The sequence below is a fragment of the Micromonospora sp. NBC_01412 genome, from assembly GCF_045040215.1.
Classification (GTDB): domain Bacteria; phylum Actinomycetota; class Actinomycetes; order Mycobacteriales; family Micromonosporaceae; genus Micromonospora; species Micromonospora rubida.
Genome location: NZ_CP109528.1, coordinates 287506 through 308891, shown reverse-complemented (window position 1 = coordinate 308891; position 21386 = coordinate 287506). Strand labels below are relative to the sequence as shown.

Sequence of the window (21386 nt, the reverse complement as noted above, 5' to 3'; positions counted from 1 at the left end):
GGGGCAGAGGGAGTGCCGATCCCCCGAATTCAGGGTGAAGGCCATGGAAGCGGTCCGGCGCCCATAGGCGGCCGTCGTCAGTGTGTGCCCTCAGGAGTCCAGCGACCGGCTACAGCTCTTTCTTGCGGTGGTCAATCACCTGCGATGGAGATCTGATTGGCCGTTGACACCTGAGTGCCGCGAACGCAGGCGGCGAGCGAGCGCGAGATCCCCGCGCTGACCTGGCTGCATGCCGATCCACCTTCGGTCGACCTGGGTGCCCAGGGCCCGTCGAGCTGCACCAGGTCCAACCCAGTCAGCGGGGCGAGTTGCTGCTGAAGGTCGGTGACGTGGTGGTGGAGTGCCGGCTGTTCCTGGAAGGTGAGGTGCCAGGTGTAGAAGTGGCGGCCGGCGTGCCAACCGGGACGCCAGCACCAGTGCTCGGTGAGGGTGGACAGGTTCTGGTAGTCGGTCCACCTCTGCCGCAGGCTGGTCAGTTCCCGGCTGCTCATGTCGGCGATCGTAGGCCCGCCAGTGGCGGCGTGTGGGGGTGTGTGCGGTCGGCGAGCAGGTCCGCGACGTCCTGTATCCGCGGGTGGTGGCGCAGGGGGTGGGCGGCGGCGAGGAACTGGTGGGTGCGTTGGTGGACGGATTCGAAGCGGTGCTCGGCGGTGAGGGTGAGTGCTTGCAGCGCCAGCTCGGCTGCCTGGTCGGGGTCGTCGGCGTGTAGGTGGGCGGTGGCCAGGTCGAGGCGGCTGAGCGCTTGGGGGCCGCGTAGCTGGGCGGTGTCGAAGGCGGCGATGGCGGTGGTGAGGTGGCCGGTGACGTCGGTTGTGTGGCCGAGGGCCAGGTAGGCGGTCGCCGCGTTGGCCGCGGCCCGGGTGGGGCAGTACGGGCCGAGGGTGAGGCTGGTGCTGACCTGCCCGTCCGGCGGGTACTCGGTCAACAGGTCGAACGCCCGGCCGACGGCGCGGTCGACGCCGCGCCGGTCGCCGAGGTGGGCGAGTGCGCGCGCCTGCCCGTTGACCGTGAGGCGGATCCGGTGTGGGCCGGTGCCGGCGTGGCGTAGGCCGTCTTCGGCGTAGGCGAGGGCGTCGCGGTGGTTGCCGGTGTAGAAGGCGATCAGGCTTTGGGTGGCGCGGGCCCAGGCCTGGGTGTCGGGTTGTTGGGCGGCGTGGGCGAGGTCGAAGGATTCGGCGGCGTAGGCGTGTGCGACGCGGAAGGCGCGTAGGTCCAGGGCGAGGGCGGCGAGGAGCCCGGACAGGTGTGCCGCGGCGGTGTAGAGCCGGGCGCGTTGTGGTGGGTGCTGCCGGGCGCCCATCAGCTGGTCGACGCTGACCCGCAGTGGACGCAGCCGGGCCACGAGGGTGGCCGGTGGGCAGCGTTCGTTGTCGGCGATAGCCTGCCGGACTTCGTGTTCCAGGTGCGCCAGCCGCGCGTCGTCGTCGGTGGCGGTGCTCAGGGCCGACCGGCGGGCGGTGATGGTGTCTTCGTGCTCCCACCACACTGCTGCGCTGTCGCTGGTGAGGCTGGTGCTGCGGGGTGGGGCCGCCGGGAGGTGGCGGCGGTGGTGGTTCAGGTCGGCGATGCGGTCGTACTCGGCGGTCAGCACGCCGCCGGTGCGTAGCACGTGGTCGCAGCGGGTCCAGAATGGCCGTTCGGGGTGCTGCCGGCCGGTCTCGGTGTTCGCCACTGAGCTGCGCCCGTACTGCACCAGCCGGGCGAGGCTGTGCTGGGTGTGGCCGGCGTCTTTACGCAGGTGGGCGAGGTGGCGGCCGAGCGCGCGGCGGGCGGCGGTGATGTCGTCGTGGTCGGCCATCGCTGCCACCCCCCGGTCGCCGCGGTCACGATGAGCGAACACCATAGCCGCCGCCGGTGACACTTTCCGAGCCGCCGGAGACCGCCCCGCCCGACCGCCGACGGTGAACGCCCGGGTCACGGCGCCGCTGTCGGCAGGTCGGGGCGGCGGCGCTGACATGGTCGGCATGGTGTCGGAATCTGCCGACAATGTCGGCGCACGGCGCTGCGGGCGTGTCGACCCTGCCGCGTCCTACCGTCTCCGCATGCCTTCCGGACGCCGCGATGTCACTGTTGATCTGCCTCGTAAGCGGATGGCCGCCGGGCTGCTGATCACCGACGCGGACGAGCGGGTTCTGCTCGTCGACCCCGTTTACAAGGCGGAGTGGGAGATCCCCGGCGGGTGCGTCGAGGCTGACGAGTCGCCGCACCAGGCCGCGATCCGGGAGTGCCGGGAGGAACTCGGTCTGGACCTGTCGCCAGGCCGGTTAGTCGTCGTGGACTGGGTGCCGGCCCGCGATGGGCGCACCGAGGGCGTCATGGTCGTCTACGACGGCGGCACCCTCGACGCCACCGCGACGAAACGGATCGTGGTGCCGCCGGACGAGTTGAAGGGCTGGGCGTGGTCCGACCCGCCACAGACCGCCCGGCGGGTACGGCCGCTCCTGGCCCGCCGGATCACCGAGGCGCTGCACGCCCGCGCTGACGGATGCTGCCACTACCTCGAAGACGGCGTCCGGGTCACCTGACCGCAGGCCACCCGGGGCTCTTCCTGACGGCGGCGCAGCTTCGGCGGCACCAGCCGAGATCCCCGATGGGGCACCTGCGGGTCCTGCCGTCTGCCATCGAGACACCACCATCCACCGCAGTTCAGCCTGCCCACCCTTTCGGGAGGTACCGCCATGCCGAAAACCGACCACCCTGACCCCACGCCTGCCCGTCCCGAACCGACACGGCGGGATTCGGTGCTGCCGGAGTTGCGGGAGGTGTGGTGGGAGACCGGGGTGCGGGCCAGGGCGCAGGCCGGCCTGTTCGCCGTCTTCTCCGAGCTGCCGCGGCTGGTCTGGGCCGCGCTTGTGGTGAGCTGGCGCGCCGACCGGGTACGGACGTCGATCGTGGCGGCCACGACGGTCGGCGCGGGGGTGATGGCGGCGTTCGGACTCCTCGCGGCGCAGCGGGTGCTGGTGGAACTGTTCGCCGGCGGCCCGACCGCCGACAAAGTCACCGCCGCGCTCCCCGCCCTGGCAGCTCTCGCGACGGTGACGGCGTTGCGCGCCGGCATGGCTACCGTCATGGGGTACGCGCAGAACGGCCTGACCCCGAAGGTGGACCGGGAGGTCGAACGCGGCCTGTTCGAGGTGACCACGGCGGTGCGGTTGGAGGCGTTCGACGCCGACGCGTTCGCTGATGACATGGAACGCGCCTCCCGCGGCGCGAACTCCACCACCGGCCTGGTGCAGGCGTCGATGAATCTGCTCGCCGGTCTCGCCGGTGTTCTCGCCGTCGCCGTCGCCGTGGTGGTGGTCCACCCGCTGCTGTTGCTCGCCCTGCTCGTGGCGACGGTGCCGAACGGGTGGGCGTCGCTGCGTGCCGGGCATCTGCGCTACCAGACCTACGCCGCCGGGTCGGTACGACGGCGCCGGTTGTGGCTGCTGCACCGGCTGATGGCCGAACGCGACTCCGCCCCCGAACTGCGCTCCTACGGCCTGCGCGGTTTCCTGCTCGACCAGTACGACCGGGTCATGGCCGTCGAGACCGGCATCCAACTCGCCCTGGCCCGCAGGGTCACCACGACCACCACCGTCGGCGCGATGATCGGCGGCGTGGCGACCGCCGTGGTTTACGTCCTGCTCGGCCTGCTGCTCATCGACGGCCAGATTCCCCTCGCCGCCGCCGCGACCTGCGTCATCGCTGTCCAGTCCGCGCAACGCTCCTTGTCGGTGGTGACCTTCCAGGTCGACCGCGTCTACACCGAGGGCCAGCATTTCCGCGACTACACCGGCTTCATGACCCGCGCCGCCGACTACCTGCCACCGCACACCGGCCCGGCCGCCGAGACACCGGCGACAGACCGGCTGGAGGAGATCGCGGTCGACGCGGTGAGCCTCCGCTACCCCGACCGCGACACGGCGGCCGTCGACCAGGTCACCCTGACGATCGAGGCGGGGCAGACGGTGGCGTTCGTCGGGGAGAACGGCTCCGGCAAGTCCACTCTCGCCACCATAATCGCCACCCTACGCACGCCCACCGGCGGCAGCGTCCGCTACAACGGCCGACCAGTCGACGAGTGGGGCATCGACGCGCTGCGGGCGCGGATCGGGGTCGTGACGCAGGAGTACCACAAGTGGCCGTTCACCGCCGCCACGAACATCGCCATCGGCGACATCGCCACCACCGCCGAGCAGGACCGGATTGAGGCCGCCGCCGCCCGCGCCGTCGCCCACGACATGATCACCGAACTGCCACACGGGTACGAGACGCTGCTCGACCGCACCTTCGCCGGCGGCCAGGACCTCTCCGGCGGGCAGTGGCAACGCATCACCGCCGCCCGCGGGTTCCTACGCGACGCCGACCTGCTCATCATGGACGAACCGTCATCCGCCCTCGACCCCCGCGCCGAGGACGCCCTCTTCCAGGCCATCCGCGACCGGCAAGGACGTGGCACCACCATCCTGATCACCCACCGGCTGGCCAACGTCCGCCACGCCGACCGCATCTACGTCCTGCACCACGGCCGCCTCGCCGAGGCCGGCACCCACGACCACCTCATGAGCGCCGACGGACGGTACGCCGAGCTGTTCACCCTCCAAGCCGCCGGCTACGACACCACCGGGCCCGCCGCGACGGTGCCCCGACAGACCGCAACCGCCTGACGGAGCAGGCCATGACGACGTCGAACCCCACGAGACTCGCGCCCTCCACGTTGGTGATCATTCGCGGGAACTCCGGCAGCGGGAAGACCACGACCGCCCGCGAGGTACGCCGCCGCTTCGGACGCGGTGCGGCCCTGCTGGAACAGGACTACCTGCGCAGAACCGTTCTCCGGGAACACGACAGCGCCCGCATTGACCCGGTCGCCCCGACGTTCATCACCACGACCGTCCGCACCGCCCTCGACCTGGGCTACCACGTCATCCTCGAAGGCATCCTGCATACCCAGCGCTACGCGACCGTGCTGCACCAGCTCATCGGCGACCATCCCGGGCCGGTCGCCGTGTTCTACCTGGACGTGTCCTTCGACGAGACCGTCCGCCGACACCTCAGCCGCGACGAGCCGATCCCCGTCACCCCCGACGAGATGCGCACCTGGTACACCCACCGCGACCTGCTCGACATCCCCGGGGAGACCGTCATCGGCGAGACCAGCACCTTCGAGCAGACGGTCACCACGATCCTGCACGCCAGCGGCCTCACCACGGTCATACCGCAGACGCCCTGCCCACGACGATGCCCGCACTGCGCCCGCAAAGCCGACCAGACGACCACCGCGACGGAGGCTCCTTGACACCGCGCCCGGACCGGAACTCCGCAGCTCAGACCCGCCCATGTCCACCGCAAGGCACTCAAGGCGTACGCCAGGGAAGAAGGACCGCATCGATAAGAGACACGCCGCCGACGCCTCGCCGGACAACCGAAGTGACCAGCACGTTCGTGATCGATGGTGTTCCGGGACGGCTGTCCACGGTCGCCACGTCGAACGGCGAGCTCGGTCACGTCGACCTGCGGGCCGGCACGCACGGCTCCACCCTGGCCGGGCTCACCGAGGCCCTGTCCACCGCGATCACCACCGCACTCCGCGCCGGAGCACCCCCAGCCAAGTTCGTCGAGGCGTTCCGGCGCACCCGCTACGTTCCTGCCGGCACGACCGGTGATCCGGACGTGCCCTACGCGACGTCGCTGGGCGACTACCTCGCCCAGCGACTGCACCACAACCACTCAGACGGGGCGGAACGGCCATGACGGCGCTGCCTGCCAGCTGGGCGGACCCGGCAGACATCGGACGCGGTGACGAGTTGCGGGAATTGGTCAGGGCCAACGCGTCGCTGATGCGGGCGCTGACCGTGGTACGGGACTCGGGAATACCCGACGCGTGGATCGGGGCAGGTGTCCTGCGCGACCTGGTCTGGGGGTGCCGCTACGGCACCGGCTTCGACTTGTGCGCGGTGCGGGATGTGGACGTGGCGTTCTTCGATCCCGCCGACCTGAGCCGGGACAACGACCAGAGGACGACCGGTCGGCTGGCCGCGCTGGAGCCAGGCCTGGGTGCGCCATTCCGGTTTCTAGACGACCTGAAAACCGGCTTCTGGATAGCGCCGCCCGTTGACCTGGATCGCAAGCGCGTAGCGCCCTGGCGTGATCGTTGTACCCGCGATGGAGCGCAGGTGATGTGACTTGGTCAACGTGAGGTCGCGGCCGGGTGCTGCTGTGGTGCGGCAGAGGAAGTAGACCTTCTCGCGGCGTGCTCCTCGCTGCGTGTTCGATGAGATCACGTATGTTACGTGCAGCGGCAGGGTCTCGCTAGCGGACAGGTCTGCGTTGAACACCAGGCTTTCGCCAGCGCGGAGGGGGCTTGACCCAATGCCGTTCAGATAAGGCAGTGGTGCTGGTCAGCGTGGTGTGCTGACGGAGGCTGATCGGGGCCGTACGGTTGCCGGTCGTGATGCCACTGGTGCAGCCCTCGGGCCGGTTGACCGACCACATCGGGTTGGGGGTGCTCTCGGCGCGGTTCCACCGCGATCTGATCGAGGAAGTGATCAACCGGACCGGGTGTCGGGAGAAGCGTAGCCGTCGACTGCCGGCGCACGTGATGATCCGGTACGTGATCGCGATGGGCCTGTACGCCCAGGAGTCTGCCGAGGAGGTGATGCGTCGGCTGGTCGGTGGCCTGCGCGCGATGGGTTCGTGGTCGGATGACTGGGAGGTCCCGACCGGCTCGGCGATCAGTCAGGCCCGGCGACGTCTCGGTGTGGCGCCGGTGAGGGAGCTGTTCGATCGGGCGGCGGTGCCGGTGGCGGGCTCGGGCACCAAAGGCGCGTGGTTGGCCCGACGTCGCCTGATGGCCATCGACGGGACCAGCTTCGTTGTGGCCGACACGTCGGCGAACGTGGAACGATTCGGCCGGATGGGATCCGGGCCGGCAGCGTCGGCGTATCCGAAGGTGCAGGTCACCGCGGTCGTCGAGTGCGGCAGCCGGGCGGTCATTGGGGCGGTGATCGGGGCGTGTTCGACTGGGGAACGCACCCAGGCCGCTGACCTGACGCCGGTGGTGGAGCCGGGGATGCTGCTCCTGGCTGACAGCGGCTTCTACTCCTTCGAGTTGTTCGACCGGTTCGCCGCCACCGGCGCGGACCTGGCCTGGCGGGTCGGGGCGTCGGTGTCACTCGGACTGGTGCGGTGGCTACCCGACGGTTCCTACCTGGCGTTGATCTACCGACCCGGGCTCGCCGCCGAGCGGCGCCGCCGGCTGGCCCGGACGGTGACCGACGGTGGTGAGGTTCCCGCCGATACCGCCCGCCTCGTGCGGGTCGTGGACTACACCGTGCCCGACCGTCATCCCGACGGCGAACTGATCACCGTGATCACCACCATCCACGACCCACACGAGGTGTCCGGAGTGGACCTCGCCACCGCCTATCACGAACGGTGGGAGCAGGAGTCCGCGTTCAACGAGATCAAGAGCGACCTGCGTGGCCGTGGTGAGGTTGTCCGCTCGAAGACCCCTGACCTGGTCGAACAACAGATGTGGGGGCTGCTGTTGGCGCACTACGCGATCCGGGCCCTGCTGGTCGACGCCGCCGACGAGGCCGGCTACGACCCCGACCGGCTCTCGTTCATACGCGGCCTGCGCCTCGTCCGCCGCCAGGTCACCGACCAGGCGGCCATTTCCCCCTGAGCGCCTGATCAACGCCATCACCGAGGCCCACACCGAGATCCTGCGCCACCGGCTACCCCCGCGTCGACACCGCACCTGCCCACGAACGATCAAACGCGCCCGCCACAACTCCTACCGCGTCAAACGACCCACAGACCGCATCATCCGCCACGACGGCCCACCCACACCCACCCTGGCCTGCCCAAACGCCTTACCTTAACGGCATTGGGGCTTGACCCCTGATCCTGGACACGGGGTTTATGCGGCCGGGGCCAGCGTAGCCGGCGCTGGCCGGGTGTTTTTCTCGTAGGTGATCGGTGGCTGCTGTCCGAGTCGGGAGTGGCGGCGGACGGTGTTGTAGCGGTGCATCCAGCGGAACGTGGTCAGCCGTGCTTCGCGTTCGTTGGTGAAGGCGCGGCGGCCCTGGAGGGTTTCGCGTTTGAAGGTGGCGTTGAACGATTCCGCGGCGGCGTTGTCGGCGGAGCTACCGACCGCGCTCATCGACTGCCGCACCCCGGCTGTGGTGCAGGCGTCAGCGAAGGCCCGGGAGGTGTATTGAGCTCCGTGGTCCGTGTGCATGATCGCCCCGTGCAGGGTGCCTCGCGTTTGCTCGGCGGCGTGGAGGGCGTCGATGACCAGTTCGGTGCGCATGTGATCGGCGATCGCCCAGCCCGCGAGACGCCGGGAGTGCAGGTCTAGGACGGTGGCCAGGTAGAGGAACCCGCGGTCACCGACCGGTAGGTAGGTGATGTCGCCGACGTAGCGCTGATTCGGCTCCGGGGCGGTGAAGTCCCGGCCGATCAGGTCCGGTGCCTTCGCGCCGGCTGGGTCCGGCACCGTCGTACGAGTTCGCCTGCGCAGCCGTAGCCCTTGCACGCCGAAGCGTCGCATCACCCGGGCGACCCGCTTACGGTTGACCGCCAGGCCGGCATCCCGGAGTTCGGCAGTGACCCGTGGTGCTCCGTAGGTGCCGTCGTGAGCGGCGTGGACCGCCCGGATCCGACCCACGAGAGCCGCATCCGCGGCATCCCGGGCGGCCCGCGTTTCGGCGGCCGAGCGCCAGTAGTAGAAGCTCGAGCGGGACACCCCGATGATCTGACACAACCGCTTCACGCCGTAGCGCTGCTGATGGTCGGCGACGAACTGGAAGCGGTTCACCAGCGCGTCTCCCCGGCGAAATACCGGGCCGCCTTCCGCAGAATGTCCCGCTCCTCCTCCAACTCCCGCACCCGCCGCCGCAACACGGCGTTCTCGTCCTCCACCGACCCGGCCGCCGACGACCCCGCCGGCCCGGCCACCGCACCCCGACGCTGATCATCGGCGCGGACCCAACTACGCAACGTCTCCCGATTGACCCCGAGATCATCAGCGATCTGCGCGATCGTCGCCCCAGGCCGAGACCGATACAACGCGACCGCGTCGGCCTTGAACCCGGCCGGGTAGTGCTTCATCACCATCTGTCAGGGACTCCTGATCTCCCCAGACCATCACGATCCAAGGCTCAAGTGTCCAGGACCAGGGGGCAACTCCCCTGAACTGCTCGCCAAGAAAGTCGGCAAGTCCCTACGTTCGGTCTACCGGTACCTGCCTGCCGACTACCCCCGACGACCAGGAATCGCGAGGGCACGGACACGACGACACCCAGGCACTGCCCGACGTTCCGAGCAGAGCGAGTGACGCCAACAGGATGCAGGCACCCCACCTGTGGGCACGCACCGCAGTGTCTCCTCCTGATGGATCATGACGTCATGGCAGACATCGTCGAGATCCACGTTCCGCTGACACCGGCTGCGGGTACTGCGCCCGGCATCTACCCGTTCCCCTGGATCGGCCAGGCCGAGGACCTCCTGGTCGAGCTGGAGGACGAAGGCGCGGTCGAGGTGTACGACGATGGCGAAGAGTGCGGCGACTTCTACATCTCCTTGATCACCGGAGCGAACGAGGCCAGTCTGCTGTCCGCCGCTCCCGGGTAGCGACTCTCGACGGAGTGCCAGCGGCGCGTTAGCCATGTTTACCGATGAGAAGCACCAGAACTCGGGGGGGGGGGGGGGGGGGCGACGGGTCGACCTGCCGCTGTCCTGACCTCACGCCCAGCAGGTCCCGACCCGACGGCCTCTCAAAGCACACCGCCAGAGCCGGACGAGAGCCAGGTATCGGATCTGCCGCCCACCGCGCGACGCCAGACAACGTGCCATCACGCACCGTAGTGCTTCCCGGCACCCTGTGGCACACGGAACCGATAAGCGGATACCGGGTCATGCAATGATTGCAGGCTTGCCTACACTTGTTACTCTGGAACAGAGTCTTTCCGTGCTCGACGAGCTCCTCTCCATGCCCTTCGTAGCTGATGCTCGGGGTGGAGTGAAACCCCACCATGTCGATCTACGGACAAGCCAGGACTTCTGGGATGATGAGACTCGTGATGAGCTCTTCGGTCCGGTACTCGCGGAGTTCGTGGCGGACCGTGCCCGGCTGGCGCAAGCGATCACTACACGCTACGGGCAACCCCGGCGAAAGGACCTCAGACCTTACTTCGACGACGGCGTTCCGCCCGATGAGCCAGGCAGATCTCTGTTCGCGTACCTGACAGGCTGGTTCTTTGAGATCGACCTGTGGCAGATAGGCGACCGCGGAATCGTCGTCGAGGTCGGCCATTGGGACAAGGAACTTCCCCTGCAGTTGATGCTTGTCGTGGGCGATCTGAAAAGCTGACGTGCAGCGGAGCCATAAACCTTATTAAGTGACCGCCGAGGGAGTGCACGCAACTGCTGCGGTCCGCGCGCGAGGGCTGGCGGCTTCAGTTTAGGTGGCGGGGGCCCGTAGGGTGGGAAGGTGGAGAAACCGTCGGCGTTCGGCGTGCAGTTGATGCGGTTGGCCGAGCTGCGTGGCATCGACGTCGGCGCGCTTGCCTGTCGGGCATCCGTCGCTGGAACCGAGGTCACGTCGGTACTCAACGGGGGCGAGCCTGCTCCATCACTGCTGCGCCGGTTCGCCGCAGCCCTGGACCTGCATCCAAGCGATCTGTTCGTTATCGGCGGTCGGCAGGTACCCGACGACCTCGCCCCACTGGACGCGACCGCAGCCGGTGCCGTCGGCTCGCTGGCCTGGGATTTGACGTACCTGCCACGCGCCGCACCGGAGCTGCACCAGCTCATCCGGTCGATGCCGCAGCAGCCCCGTCCACAGGGATCGTCGCCACCGGCGCCGCCAACTCGGCGGTACCCCAGCGGCGCCGGCAGCCTGGTGCTGCGCCTGCTGCACAGATGTGCTGGATGACAGTGCTGCCGCTTTGCAGCACATGCTCGTACGGGACGTGGTGGAAGAACAGCAGCAGCTCGTCCGGGCACTGCTCGACCGACTCGTACACCGCCGACCACGGCAACGGATACTGCGCGGCGAACCCGGTACCGGTGGCACGCGATCGGTCGATGCCGACGCCGTCCCGATCGGCGAAATGGTAGGTGCCCCACGGTGTGTACTCGTACCCGTCGACGTCAGGGCCGTGGTGGCTGCCGGGCCGGACCATGAACCCGACACCCAGCGGAGCGGTGTACGACTCGTACGTCTGCCAGGAGCCGTCCATCATGGCGTGCAGCGTCTGCCGGAGCAGCTGCGGATCACCAACCGTCGCCGGCGGGAACGTCAGGTCGAGCCACTCGTCGAGCACGACGGCCGGATCCAGGCCCGGCGCCCACGCCAGGCGGCCCGCGGCATACAGATTTGCCTGCGCGAGCGGGTGCCCGGTCCAAAAGCGATCGTCACCGACGTTCGACACCGCGACGAACCCGCCGCCGGCCACCACCAGGTCCGCACGTCCTTGTCGAGCGGATCGGCGGTCGGCAGGCCGCCGACGGCGATCGGCGCGGCGAGCGTCACTGACAAATGCACCCGGATCCCGTACGAGCGCAGCAGGTCGGCGAGCCGCTCGGTCAGCAGCCGTGCCTCGACGGCGTGCACGTTGACGTTGTTGACCGCGACCGCGTTGATCCTGCATGCCGCGAGCAGCCGGCCGTAAGCACGGATGCGATCGCGATCGGGGCTCAGCCCGCCGTCCCGCCAGAAGATCGACCCGCCGGCATAGCCCCGCTCGACCTGACCCATCACCGGATGCGGCTCAATGTTGTCCCAGTGATCGAGCATCCGCCGATCCATCGCCAGCCCGTGCCGCTCCACCGGCCGCTCGGCACCGAACGCTGACTCCCCGAGCCGTACCAGGTGAAACAGCCCGTAAAGCAGCCCGGCCGGCTCGTCGGCCAGCACCACGGTGACGTCATCCCGCCGGGCCAGCAGGAAGCCCTCCGCGCCCATCGGACCGGCCGGCTGTGCCTCAACCAGAACTTCCGCTGCTGCAGCGGGCAGCGAGTCCACAGTGGTCAACGCCAGCACCAGTTCCACCGGCCCGTCAGCAGTCCCGCGCAGCACTGCGCCGCCGTGCTCGGCACATGCCTGCCGCAGCTCGTTGAACACCGTGTCGGCCAGCAGCCCCTCGCCGTACAACACGGCGTGCCGGGCGCCGAGGGCCGCGAATGCCGCCGGTGGCAGCCAGGCCGGATGCGGCTGTTCAGTCACCAACTGTGCATCGTCCCGTCTTCCAACCGGTTCACTGGCAATGCTGCCGGCCGGTACGGATACCGCGCCGCCAGCTCCTCGTCGATGTCGACGCCCAGCCCCGGCGTCTCCGCCGGGTGCAGGGACCCGTCGGCGAAGTGGTAGCCGTGCGGGAACACCTCATCGGTCTGCGCGGTGTGCCGCATGTACTCCGCGATCGGCGTCGTGGTGTGCTGCCGGATCAGCCGGAACCCCTCCTGCAGCTCCGCCGGGACCGGATCCTCCATCCAGGTCAGCGCGTACGGCTCCAGACTCTTGCCGAGCCGGGCGGCTTCGATCGGCGTCAGCCGGTGGTGCACATCGTGCAGCAGCTTCAACCCAGGCCCGAACTCGTCACGAACCCGCGCGAAGACTCCCGGCACGTGCGCCAGGTACTGCTCCGTCGACCACACTGCCTCGCTCGCGACCGCCGCGTCGTCCGGCTCGTAGAACATCCGGTCCTTGCCCACCCCGTACGTCGTCGCCAGCCCCGGCACGCCGGTCTGCACTCGCACCGCCCGGTAGCCGAGCTCGACGTACTGCGCGACCTCGGTGAGCACCTCGTCGACGGTCTGCGCGCTGGCGTGCCCGTACACCGTGACGCCGTCCCGGCTGCGCCCGCCGAGCAGCTGGTAGACCGGCAGCCCGGCCACCTTGCCCTTGATGTCCCACAGCGCGGTGTCGACGGCTGAGATCGCGGTCATCGTGACCGGACCGCGCCGCCAGTACGCCCCCTTGTAGAGGTACTGCCAGGTGTCCTCGATCCTGGCCGGATCCCGGCCGATCAGCGCCGGCACGACGTGTTCGCGCAGGTAGCTCGCGACCCGCCAGCTCCCGGCCGTTGAGGGTGGCGTCGCCGACCCCGGTGACGCCCTCGTCGGTGACGATCTTCAGCGTGACGAAGTTGCGCCCCGGGCACGTGACGATGACCCGCGCGTCGATGATCTTCACTCAGCAGTCTCCTTGACCGGCCCACAGCTGGACAGCAGCTCTCGCAAGCTGCAACGTTTCCAAGGTCAAGGCTGCAAACCCCTGCCACCGGCTGTCAACAGGTACCGGGAATCCGGCTCAGCCGAGCAGCACCGGCAGCAGCGCCAGCCCGTTCACCGCACCGTGCACCACGAACAGCGACCAGACGTTGCGATACCGCGACCACAGGTACCCGGTGAAGAGGGCGAGGCTGCCGTTGGAGACCAGCAGCAGCAACCCGATCAGCCACGGCGGGCCGTCCCCGAACCGGTGCACATGCATGACGGTGAACAGCAGCGCGGTTGCCGTGATCGCCGGCCACCGCCCGTACAGCGCCTCCAGCCTGCTCCGCAGCAGCACCCGGTAGAAGATCTCCTCGGTGACGCTCGCAGTGACGAAGGTGAACAGGGCGATGACGGCCAACTCGGTCGGATCCCAGGCCTGGTAACCGGACATTGACAGCTGCGCGGGGCCGTAGCCCGTTGCCTGACTCAGGCCGGCCACGTGCGCTGCGGGCGGGTCGGCGCCGAACCCAGCAGCATCGCTTCGGCGATCATGTCGTAGGCCCGCCGCCAGGCCCGCTCAGTCTCGGCCGTCCAGCCCGCGCCGAGGGCCGCCGCGAAGGCGCCGAACAGCGCCTCCCGGACCTCGCCGTAGTGCCGGAACCGCACGCCGTAGCCTGCGTGCCGGGCGCCGAGCAGCCGGGTCCGGTCGATGAAATCGTCGAAACGCTCGATCGAGCTGACGATCGCTTCCAGCTCGTCGGCGAACTTCTCCCGCTGCAGCACCGGGTCACTGGTGAACATGGTCCGCAGCTCCGGGTCGGCGGCGAAGAGCCGGCGGTAGAAGTCCTGCGCCACCGCGGACAGGTTCGGCCGCAGCGCCTCGGCGCCCGCGCGGACCAGCGCGATCTCCTCGGGTGTCACAGCCGGCCGTCCTCTCGGGCTCGGGCGCCGGCGGCGAGCAGCCCCACCAGCTCGGCCCGGCTGTTGATGCCCAGCTTGCCGTAGATGTTCTGCAGGTGGTTGTTGACGGTGCGCACGGACAGGAACAGCGCGGTCGCGATCTCCCGGCTGCTCTGTCCCCGGATCACGAGCGCGGCGATCTCCCGCTCCCGCTCGCTGAGCGGCACGTGCCCGGTGTCGGCGAGCAGACCGGGGGTGCGGGCGCCCTCGCACAGTTCGACAAGCGCCGCCGCTCTGGCCAGCAGCCCGCTCGCGGCCCGTTGATCACCGTCGGCGCGGTGCAGCACCGCCGCCGCGATCAGGCACTCGGCGGCGAGGAGCTGCACCCCGTACCCCTGGAAGGTTTGGCCGACCGCGGTCAGGGCGGCTGGGTCGCGCCGCAGCGCCGCGCGGGCGTGGGCGGCTCGGGCGGACGCGAGGCCGCCCTCCACGTGCGGGGCGACCGCGACGAGCTCTTGCCCGCAACCCCCAAGATCGCCGATGCGTACGCCGTCGTGCAGCAGCGCGACCGCGGCAGCCTGTCGGCCGAGCCGCAGGCTCAGCTGGGCGGCCGAGAGCAGGGCCTGGCGTGCCTCGGCGTGCCGACCCTGGCTCACCAGCACCCAGCTGCGGGCACGTTGCAGCTCCGCCGAACGGGGCGACCGCTCGATCGCCTCGTCGAGCCGGGCCGCCAGGGTGTCGTCATCGGCCGAGGCGGCCTGCTGGGCGCGGGCGAGCGCGAGGCCTGCGAGCGAGCTCACCGCGGCGGCGGGCTGACCGGTCTCGGCGGCGTGGGCGGCGGCATCGCGGAACATCCGTTCCGCGGTGGTCACCCGCCCCCGGGCCAGCGCGGTGTGGCCGAGCTGGACCGGGAACCAGGCGGCCAGGGCGTGGGCGCCGTCGCGCTGCGACAGTTCCAGTCCCCGTTCCGCGGCGTCCTGCGCGTCGGCGAGGCGCCCGGCGTGCAGCCGGGCCTGGGCGACGGTCACCAGGTGCGCGGTCGGGTGGAAGACGGTGCTGCGGTCCTCGACCGTTTCGTGGAGCCCGAACGCCCGCCAGGCGTCGTCGGCGGCGGCGTCCAGCGAACCGGTCTCGGCGAGCAGCATGGCCCGGGTGCGCAGCCACATGATGCGATGGGCCGGGTTGCCTGCGACGGGTTCGTCGCCGCCGAGCCGCCGCATCGCCTCGTCGGCGTTGTCGGCGGCGGCGATGAGCAGCGCGTCGAGTGCGACCACGCCGGGTTGGGCCGCCGCGTCGCACCGGTCGGCGGTCTCGTGCAGGCGGGTGCGGGCCTCCTCGACGCGGCCCAGGCCGAAGAGCAGGTTGCTGGTCCGGGCCAGCCCCAACGGGAGCAGTCCATCGTCGGCGGCGGTCGGCCAGGCCGCCGCGTAGGCCGCTTCGGCGGCGGCATGGCGGCCCTGTTCGGCGAGCGCGCTGCCAAGCAGCAGGCTCGCTGTGGTGTCGGGGCCGTGCCGTAGCGCCGCCTCGGCGAGCCGCTCGGCGCGGGGCAGGTCGTGCGCGTAGCGGGCCAGCCGGGCGGCGTGTACGAGCAGCGCGGGGTCGGCGGTGCCAGTGGCGTCCAGCCGCCACGACGCGAGCAGCAGGGGGTCGCCGCGGCGTCGGCTGCCGCGCCGCACGACCCGGTTGATCTGGGCAAGCAGCAGTGACCGCATCTGCAGTCGCGACATCGTGGTCTGCAGGGCCTGGGCGTGCAGCGGGTGGGCGAGGGTGATGTCCTGGCGGCGGCCGTCGGATCGCACGACGATGAGGCCCAGCTCCTCCAAGCCGGTCAGGATCGCGATCTCGATGTGCTCCAGCAGGTCGTCGACGCCGAGCGGTTCGCACAGGGCGAGCAGTTCCAGGACCGCGCGCTTGGGCGGTGACAGGCCTGCCAGCCGCTGCCGGACCAGTTCGACGATGCCCGCACTGCCCGCCAGCCGGTCGCGGAGCCGCCAGACCCCCTCGGCGCCGTCGAGGGTGCCGTCGGCCTGCGCACACCAGACGAGTTCCCGCAGATAGAGAATGTTGCCCCGGCTGGCGTCCCACAGCGCGTCGGCGGCGGCTGCGTGCACCGGTCCGCCCAGCGCCATGTGCAGGAGGGTCTCGACCGAGTGGCGTTCCAGGGAGTTCAGGCGGATCCGCAGCGCGCTGCCGGTGCGCCAGCGCGACTCCAATGTGTCGGGCACCTGGGTCTCGGTGCGCTGGGTGGCGATGACGAACAGGGATCCGTCGGCGAGGAGGAACGACAGTAGCGCCAGCGAGACGCGGTCCAGCAGGTCGATGTCGTCGACGGCGAGGACGAACCTGCGGCCCTGGGCCTGCTCGCGCAACTGCGTGCGTACCTGGGCGAAGAGGACGTACGGCTCGGTGAGGTCGGCCGGGACGGGCAGCAGCGGCGCGAGCACCGACAGCGGGACCGCCGAAGCGCTGGCGGTGGCGTGCACGTGGGCGACGATGTGGCCCAACTCCTGGGCGGTGGCCAGGCACTCCTGCGCCAGTCTGCTCTTGCCGACGCCGGAGTCGCCCGTGACGAGAACCGCTTCCAGCTTGCCGTCGCCGAGCGCGTCAGCGAAGCGTTCCAGCTCGCTGCGGCGGCCGACGAAGGGCCAGCGCACCGCTGTTGCCGTCGTCACCGCACCCCCGGGAGTCGCCGCTGGCCGTGTCTGGCGGCGGAACAAGATCGTGCTGCGCAGTCTCGCATGTCCGGCGACCTGTGCCCAAGCGGCGGTTCGGTCCGAACCGGACGCACGACCGCCGATCCCTGCCCCGGAGTCGATCACAAAGGCGACAGTCACCGGCACGGATTCCGGCACACTTCCGTGAGCTGCGCGAAGGCGCCGAAAAATGAGCACCGCCAGTCATCGGTGAGCAATCGTTGCTCAGGCGCCGTCGCCGTGGCGCTGGTTACCTCGGTGGTGCAGCGGCCGACCGGTCGCCTCGCACGCCAACGAAGGAACCTACCGTGAACCGTCGCAACCTCCTTCTGATGACCGCCGCCGCCGTCCCCGCCGTCATCCTCGGCGCCGGCCGCCCGGCGCTCGCCGGTCCAGGCCTCCCGCCGCTGAGCATCGGGGTTGAGCCGCTGGAGGATGGCGAGGCGGCCTACGCGCTGCTCGCCCCCACCATCGCGGGCGGCCCGGAGCAGGCCAAGGTGGTGCTGCGGCTCGCGTTGACCAACATCGGCGCCGCCAACCTGACCGTCCAGAACATCGTGTTCGTCTTCCCGGGCCATTCCCAGGTCATCATGCAGGGCGTCGATCTGCTGCTCGACGTGAAGGACGCGGACGGGGTCGGCGACGGGGGCGTCTTCATGCCCGGCCAGTCGAAGTTCTGGTCCAACGGCACGGTGGGCCTGATGCCGGGCGTCGTGGTCAAGAACCAGGTGTACCTGCCGGTCCCGACCCCGGTCGCGGTGATCGTCCAGGTCTACGTGACCGGCTACGCCGACCCGGTGCAGGTCGCCCTGCCGCTGGTGCCCTACCAGATCTCGCACCGGCTGCCGCTGCACGCGACCGACATGCGGCCCGGCGAGATGGTCACCGCCACCGGCGACCACTGGGCCAACGGCGGCGTGCGCGGCGACCAGGTCTACGCCCACGACATCGGCGTGGCCGCCTGGGATGGCGCGATCTGGAACGGTCTGCTGCCCGGCGCCCTCGGCGACAAGGTGGAGGACTACCGCTGCTGGGGCCTGCCGATCCACGCCGTCGCCGCGGGCAAGGTCGTCATCGTCAACGACGGCATGCCCGACAACCTGGCGCCGGGGGCCTTCCCCGCGACGACCCCGAAGCCCGCCGGCGGCAACCAGGTCTGGCTGCAGCACCCAGACGGCACCATGACGAACTACACCCACCTGCAGCAGGGCAGCGTCACCGTCGTTCAGGACGAGGAGGTCGAGGCCGGCCGGATCCTCGGGCTGCTCGGCACCTCGGGCAACTCGTCCGCGCCGCACATCCACATCGAGGCCCGTAAGGCCATCAGCGGCGACTCGCCGTTGCGGCCCTACCTGCTCGCCGACGCGTGGATGGTGGACCAGGCCTTCAACAGCCCGTTCAACCCCGACTTGCCGGTTTGGGTGCCCGCGAACGGACGCGCCATCCCCAACAGCAACATGGTCATCTGGCCGGAGGCGAGCCGCCCCGCCTGGTACCCGCCGAACAAGAACGAGATCGTCCAGTACGCAATCCCCGCCGCCAGCTACCAGACCATCACCGATCGGCTGGTCCGCGCCGGCTACCGTCCGGTGTGGATCGACGCGTACGAGCAGGGCAGCTCGGTCTTCTTCAACATGATCTTCCACCCGAACAGGGGTGCATCCTGGACCGCCGGGCACGGCATGACCTCCGCGGAGTACCAGGCAGCGCACGACGCGGCAGCCAAGAGCGGCCACCGGCTCATCAACGTCACGAGCTACATCCAGAACGGCTCGGTCCGCTACGCGGCGATCTTCTGCAAGCAGGCAGGCCCCACCGCAGCCGCCTACCACGGGCTCGACGCCGCGGCACACATGGCACAGTTCAACGCGCTCACCGAGCAGGGCTTCCACCCGGTCAACATCTCGATCGTCTCTCCGGACGGCAGCCCGAGGTTCACGGCCTTCTACCACAAGGAGGATGTCGGCGGCTTCGTCGCGAACTCGTTCGCCACGTCGGCCGACTACCAGGCGGCCTGGACCGCCAACAGCAAGGCCGGCATGCACCTGACCTACCTCAGCGCCTGCCAGCATGGCAGCAGCTTCCGGCTCTCCGCGATCTTCCAGAAGGTCGCCGAAGGCAAGGGCGGAACAGCCGGCAAGCACGGCATCGGCAGCACGCAGCTCGGCACGGAGCTGGAGGCCAGGCAGAAGGCCGGCCTGCGTACCCGGGTCATCGCCGGCTGGACCGACGGCAAAACGGTGAACTTCGGTGCCGCCTGGCGCGGCTGACATCCGTAACTGTCGGGGGTCGGGTGCTCTGCATCCGGCCCCCGCTGGCGTTTGAGCCCGGCGGCGCAGCCGGCGACCCGATCGCGCAGGCACTGCCCCTCCTGGGTTCTGGCCCGCAGACCATGATTGATTGCCCCGAACCGTGCTCACGTGACGAGCAGGACGCGTTTTGCGGAGCAGGTCGAAGCTGGCCCTGCCGTACATCTGCCGTTTGATCACTTGATGCGGGTGACGTTGCCTTCTCGGCAGCATTCTTGATCGTGTTGCCAACGCAACGGACGACGATCTCCGCCTCTCGGACAACCCCTTCCACTCGGACGCCATACGAGCCGTCGCCGCCGCAGCCCTGATCGCCGCGCAATGCCCCGGCGGCCCACCCGTCATCTCGGGCTACGGCCCCACCAAACCCATGCCGCAGTTCCCGGCATACCTCCGGAACCTCGCAGTCATCGCCTTGGACCGCGTGACCACGGCACCGTCGTGGCTCGCGGAATACTGGGACGAAACCACCGATGGTTTCGAATGGCGCCGGACCATCTCTGAGCTGCGAAGGGTTCTTGACCCACCCCAACAAGAATCGCTCTTCGATCTTTGACCGCGGTAGGTCCAGCGAGACACGCTCAATTGGCAGAAACCGCTGCTCAGTGAGCGTCCGGTCCCACGCTGTCCACCTGAGCCGACGTCGTGGCGACGTCGAGATCCGGGTCAGCGGGTGGGTTCGCCGCTGCAGCCTAGCGGATTGATCAGATTCAGCCGCCCGGGCCGTGTCATTTCGCGGGTTTCCAGAACTCGCTCTCCACCCGCACTTTTTGTGCGGGCGGATTGGCCGTTGCGGAAACTGCGAAAAAGTGAGGGTGCGTCCGGGAGCTTGAGATTGTTGGGTCACAAGATGGCGAAGGCGGTGTGTAGCGCCGGAATGTAGAGCGAGCCCTGGCAGACCGGCCGTTGCTTAGTCCAGCCGTTCACCAGGAGCTCGCTGTGTCACTGTCGCCCTGCCGGTGTCCGCGTGTCGCACCCGGCCCATCCAATGTCGGCATCGACCCCGCCCACATGCGGTTCTACCCGACGTAAGGCGGCCGGCGACACCGTGACCGGACCAGCCGCCGCTACGACGCCGAAAGAAGTCCTGCCCCGAGGGAACAGGCCGATCCGCCGCTGAACCCGGGCTTCCCGGCAGCGGCGGATCGACTGTGCCCGTTTAGGGCTATTCGCAGAACGACACGCTGTCGCCAGCGTCCACTGAGCAGCTGTCGTTTCCGTAGCCGCCGCTCACGATGTCCCCGCCGGCGCCGTCGTAGGCCCAGAGCGTGTCGTTGAAGTCCGAGCCGAACAGCCAGTCCGTGCCGCCGTTGCCGATCAGAAGGGCGGACACCGTGCTGGAGAGCACGTCATCGCCTGAACCGCCGAGCACTCCGCCCACCGAGGTCAGAACGTTGTCGCCCTCGCCGGGGGCGCCGTCGTTGGCGATCCCGTCGACGGAGATGTTGACATGGGTGGTGCGGTCCGAGTAGTCGACCTCGCACTTGCCGGCGAAGGTGTCGGCGCCGTTGCCGCCGACCATTGCGGAGTAGCCGTTGGACACCGGGTCGGGGCAGGACAGGTGGTCGTCTCCGTCGCCGCCGTAGAGCAGCGACTCGTGCTCGCCCCACCAGTGGTCGACAAGGTAGTCGTCGCCGGCCTCGCCGAACAGTTTCACCGTGAGGTACGACTTGTGGGGCTGGTTTTTCAGCAGATCGTTGCCGGAGCCGCCGTGCACCTCGACGTCGGTGACGTGAATGTCAGTGCTGATCACGACGGTGTCGTTGCCGTCGCCGACGTGGGCCAGCACCGCGGCCACGTCTGTCGGGTAGCAGATGGCGATGGTCGGGTCGCCGGCGGCGTTGACGCAGCCGGGGCCCGGCGTGATCGGGTAGTTGACATCGAACATCACCATGGTCGAATTGTTGGTGATGACCAGGTAGTCGGTCTTTCCCACCGCCGCGGTGAACTTGGCGGTGTCCTGGTCCACCACGGCCGCCCGCGCGTTCGGGTTGATCGTCGGCACCGCCCCGGCGGCGCCGCCGGGGAGCATCGTGGCTGCCACCATGAGTAGCGCCAGTGTGGAGATCTGAGTCAGCCGTGCTGTCGCGCGCATTGCGTGGTGCTCCGTTTCGAGGACCCGCCCCGGATGCCGGTTGTGTGGTGCGCGGCGCACCGCGGGTCTGGCCTGAAGTGTGCACAGCCGCGAGCATCCGGCGCCTGAGCAAGCATTACTCAAGAACCCGGTGTTCATTACTCAGCCGGGAATCCAGGGCTCAGCCGAGCAGCGCCAGCC

19 protein-coding genes and 1 pseudogene are annotated in these 21386 nt (G+C 69.5%); 10 read left to right on the top strand and 10 right to left on the bottom strand.

What is annotated here, in order from left to right:
- Window positions 1-131: 131 nt before the first annotated feature.
- On the bottom strand, window positions 132-491 hold the full coding sequence (locus OG617_RS01300; protein WP_405097951.1) for a hypothetical protein: 360 nt from the start codon (window positions 489-491) through the stop codon (window positions 132-134).
- Entirely contained in the window at window positions 488-1798 is a 1311-nt protein-coding gene (locus tag OG617_RS01295) for a helix-turn-helix domain-containing protein (protein WP_405097949.1), read from the bottom strand. The genes OG617_RS01300 and OG617_RS01295 overlap by 4 nt, the downstream gene beginning before the upstream one ends.
- A gap of 244 nt (window positions 1799-2042) precedes the next feature.
- On the opposite strand from OG617_RS01295, the gene OG617_RS01290 reads away from it, so the two are divergent.
- The 6 genes from OG617_RS01290 to OG617_RS01265 all read left to right on the top strand — a co-directional run bounded on the left by OG617_RS01290 (window position 2043) and on the right by OG617_RS01265 (window position 7669).
- Complete coding sequence (locus OG617_RS01290) at window positions 2043-2525, top strand: NUDIX domain-containing protein (RefSeq protein ID WP_405097947.1); 483 nt, start codon at window positions 2043-2045, stop codon at window positions 2523-2525.
- A 153-nt stretch (window positions 2526-2678) separates the two neighbouring features.
- A complete protein-coding gene (locus OG617_RS01285; protein ID WP_405097945.1) occupies window positions 2679-4649 on the top strand; it encodes an ABC transporter ATP-binding protein in 1971 nt (656 codons plus the stop codon).
- 11 nt (window positions 4650-4660) lie between these two features.
- Window positions 4661-5281, top strand: coding sequence for an AAA family ATPase (locus OG617_RS01280; protein ID WP_405097943.1), 621 nt, complete (start codon window positions 4661-4663; stop codon window positions 5279-5281).
- Between the two features lie 131 nt (window positions 5282-5412).
- The gene (locus tag OG617_RS01275) at window positions 5413-5736 is read left to right on the top strand and encodes a hypothetical protein (protein ID WP_405097941.1); all 324 of its coding nucleotides are present in this window, start codon (window positions 5413-5415) and stop codon (window positions 5734-5736) included.
- Window positions 5733-6167 (top strand): nucleotidyltransferase family protein, encoded by a 435-nt coding sequence (locus tag OG617_RS01270; protein WP_405097939.1) that lies wholly within the window; start codon window positions 5733-5735, stop codon window positions 6165-6167. The genes OG617_RS01275 and OG617_RS01270 overlap by 4 nt, the downstream gene beginning before the upstream one ends.
- A 269-nt stretch (window positions 6168-6436) precedes the next feature.
- Window positions 6437-7669, top strand: coding sequence for an IS4 family transposase (locus OG617_RS01265; protein ID WP_405103918.1), 1233 nt, complete (start codon window positions 6437-6439; stop codon window positions 7667-7669).
- 237 nt (window positions 7670-7906) lie between these two features.
- On the opposite strand, the gene OG617_RS01260 is transcribed toward OG617_RS01265, so the two are convergent.
- A protein-coding gene (locus OG617_RS01260) for an IS3 family transposase (RefSeq protein WP_405094494.1) occupies window positions 7907-9105 on the bottom strand; the annotation gives its coding sequence in 2 pieces (ribosomal slippage) (window positions 7907-8817 and window positions 8817-9105; 1200 coding nt in all).
- 291 nt (window positions 9106-9396) lie between these two features.
- Here OG617_RS01260 and OG617_RS01255 point away from each other — a divergent pair.
- Together OG617_RS01255 and OG617_RS01250 are read left to right on the top strand one after the other, a co-directional pair.
- Window positions 9397-9621, top strand: coding sequence for a hypothetical protein (locus OG617_RS01255; RefSeq protein WP_405097937.1), 225 nt, complete (start codon window positions 9397-9399; stop codon window positions 9619-9621).
- A gap of 337 nt (window positions 9622-9958) precedes the next feature.
- Window positions 9959-10360, top strand: coding sequence for a hypothetical protein (locus OG617_RS01250; RefSeq protein ID WP_405097935.1), 402 nt, complete (start codon window positions 9959-9961; stop codon window positions 10358-10360).
- Between the two features lie 439 nt (window positions 10361-10799).
- Here OG617_RS01250 and OG617_RS01245 read toward each other — a convergent pair whose 3' ends face one another.
- From OG617_RS01245 to OG617_RS01220, 6 genes and pseudogenes are all read right to left on the bottom strand, one after another.
- Complete coding sequence (locus OG617_RS01245; protein WP_405104060.1) at window positions 10800-11348, bottom strand: hypothetical protein; 549 nt, start codon at window positions 11346-11348, stop codon at window positions 10800-10802.
- Window positions 11291-12145 (bottom strand): alpha-glucuronidase family glycosyl hydrolase, encoded by an 855-nt coding sequence (locus OG617_RS01240; protein ID WP_405097933.1) that lies wholly within the window; start codon window positions 12143-12145, stop codon window positions 11291-11293. Before OG617_RS01240 ends, OG617_RS01245 begins: the two co-directional genes overlap by 58 nt.
- Before the next feature lie 68 nt (window positions 12146-12213).
- Window positions 12214-13186: pseudogene (locus tag OG617_RS01235) on the bottom strand (D-galactonate dehydratase family protein).
- Between the two features lie 117 nt (window positions 13187-13303).
- Complete coding sequence (locus OG617_RS01230; protein ID WP_405097931.1) at window positions 13304-13660, bottom strand: CPBP family intramembrane glutamic endopeptidase; 357 nt, start codon at window positions 13658-13660, stop codon at window positions 13304-13306.
- A 35-nt stretch (window positions 13661-13695) separates the two neighbouring features.
- Entirely contained in the window at window positions 13696-14130 is a 435-nt protein-coding gene (locus tag OG617_RS01225) for a globin domain-containing protein (protein WP_405097929.1), read from the bottom strand.
- Window positions 14127-16781, bottom strand: coding sequence for a LuxR C-terminal-related transcriptional regulator (locus OG617_RS01220; protein ID WP_405097927.1), 2655 nt, complete (start codon window positions 16779-16781; stop codon window positions 14127-14129). The genes OG617_RS01225 and OG617_RS01220 overlap by 4 nt, the downstream gene beginning before the upstream one ends.
- Window positions 16782-17110: 329 nt before the next feature.
- Between OG617_RS01220 and OG617_RS01215 the strand changes: the two genes are divergently transcribed.
- Both OG617_RS01215 and OG617_RS01210 read left to right on the top strand, forming a co-directional pair.
- Complete coding sequence (locus OG617_RS01215; protein ID WP_405097925.1) at window positions 17111-19072, top strand: peptidoglycan DD-metalloendopeptidase family protein; 1962 nt, start codon at window positions 17111-17113, stop codon at window positions 19070-19072.
- 250 nt (window positions 19073-19322) lie between these two features.
- A complete protein-coding gene (locus OG617_RS01210; RefSeq protein WP_405104059.1) occupies window positions 19323-19667 on the top strand; it encodes a DUF4259 domain-containing protein in 345 nt (114 codons plus the stop codon).
- Window positions 19668-20276: 609 nt separating this feature from the next.
- Here OG617_RS01210 and OG617_RS01205 read toward each other — a convergent pair.
- Window positions 20277-21206 (bottom strand): hypothetical protein, encoded by a 930-nt coding sequence (locus OG617_RS01205; RefSeq protein ID WP_405097923.1) that lies wholly within the window; start codon window positions 21204-21206, stop codon window positions 20277-20279.
- Window positions 21207-21386 lie beyond the last annotated feature (180 nt).

Coding starts and splice junctions, on each gene's coding strand:
- OG617_RS01300 (WP_405097951.1), bottom strand. CDS start 491: ATGAGCAGCCGGGAACTGACCAGCCTGCGGCAGAGGTGGACCGACTAC.
- OG617_RS01295 (WP_405097949.1), bottom strand. CDS start 1,798: ATGGCCGACCACGACGACATCACCGCCGCCCGCCGCGCGCTCGGCCGC.
- OG617_RS01290 (WP_405097947.1), top strand. CDS start 2,043: ATGCCTTCCGGACGCCGCGATGTCACTGTTGATCTGCCTCGTAAGCGG.
- OG617_RS01285 (WP_405097945.1), top strand. CDS start 2,679: ATGCCGAAAACCGACCACCCTGACCCCACGCCTGCCCGTCCCGAACCG.
- OG617_RS01280 (WP_405097943.1), top strand. CDS start 4,661: ATGACGACGTCGAACCCCACGAGACTCGCGCCCTCCACGTTGGTGATC.
- OG617_RS01270 (WP_405097939.1), top strand. CDS start 5,733: ATGACGGCGCTGCCTGCCAGCTGGGCGGACCCGGCAGACATCGGACGC.
- OG617_RS01265 (WP_405103918.1), top strand. CDS start 6,437: ATGCCACTGGTGCAGCCCTCGGGCCGGTTGACCGACCACATCGGGTTG.
- OG617_RS01255 (WP_405097937.1), top strand. CDS start 9,397: ATGGCAGACATCGTCGAGATCCACGTTCCGCTGACACCGGCTGCGGGT.
- OG617_RS01230 (WP_405097931.1), bottom strand. CDS start 13,660: ATGTCCGGTTACCAGGCCTGGGATCCGACCGAGTTGGCCGTCATCGCC.
- OG617_RS01205 (WP_405097923.1), bottom strand. CDS start 21,206: ATGCGCGCGACAGCACGGCTGACTCAGATCTCCACACTGGCGCTACTC.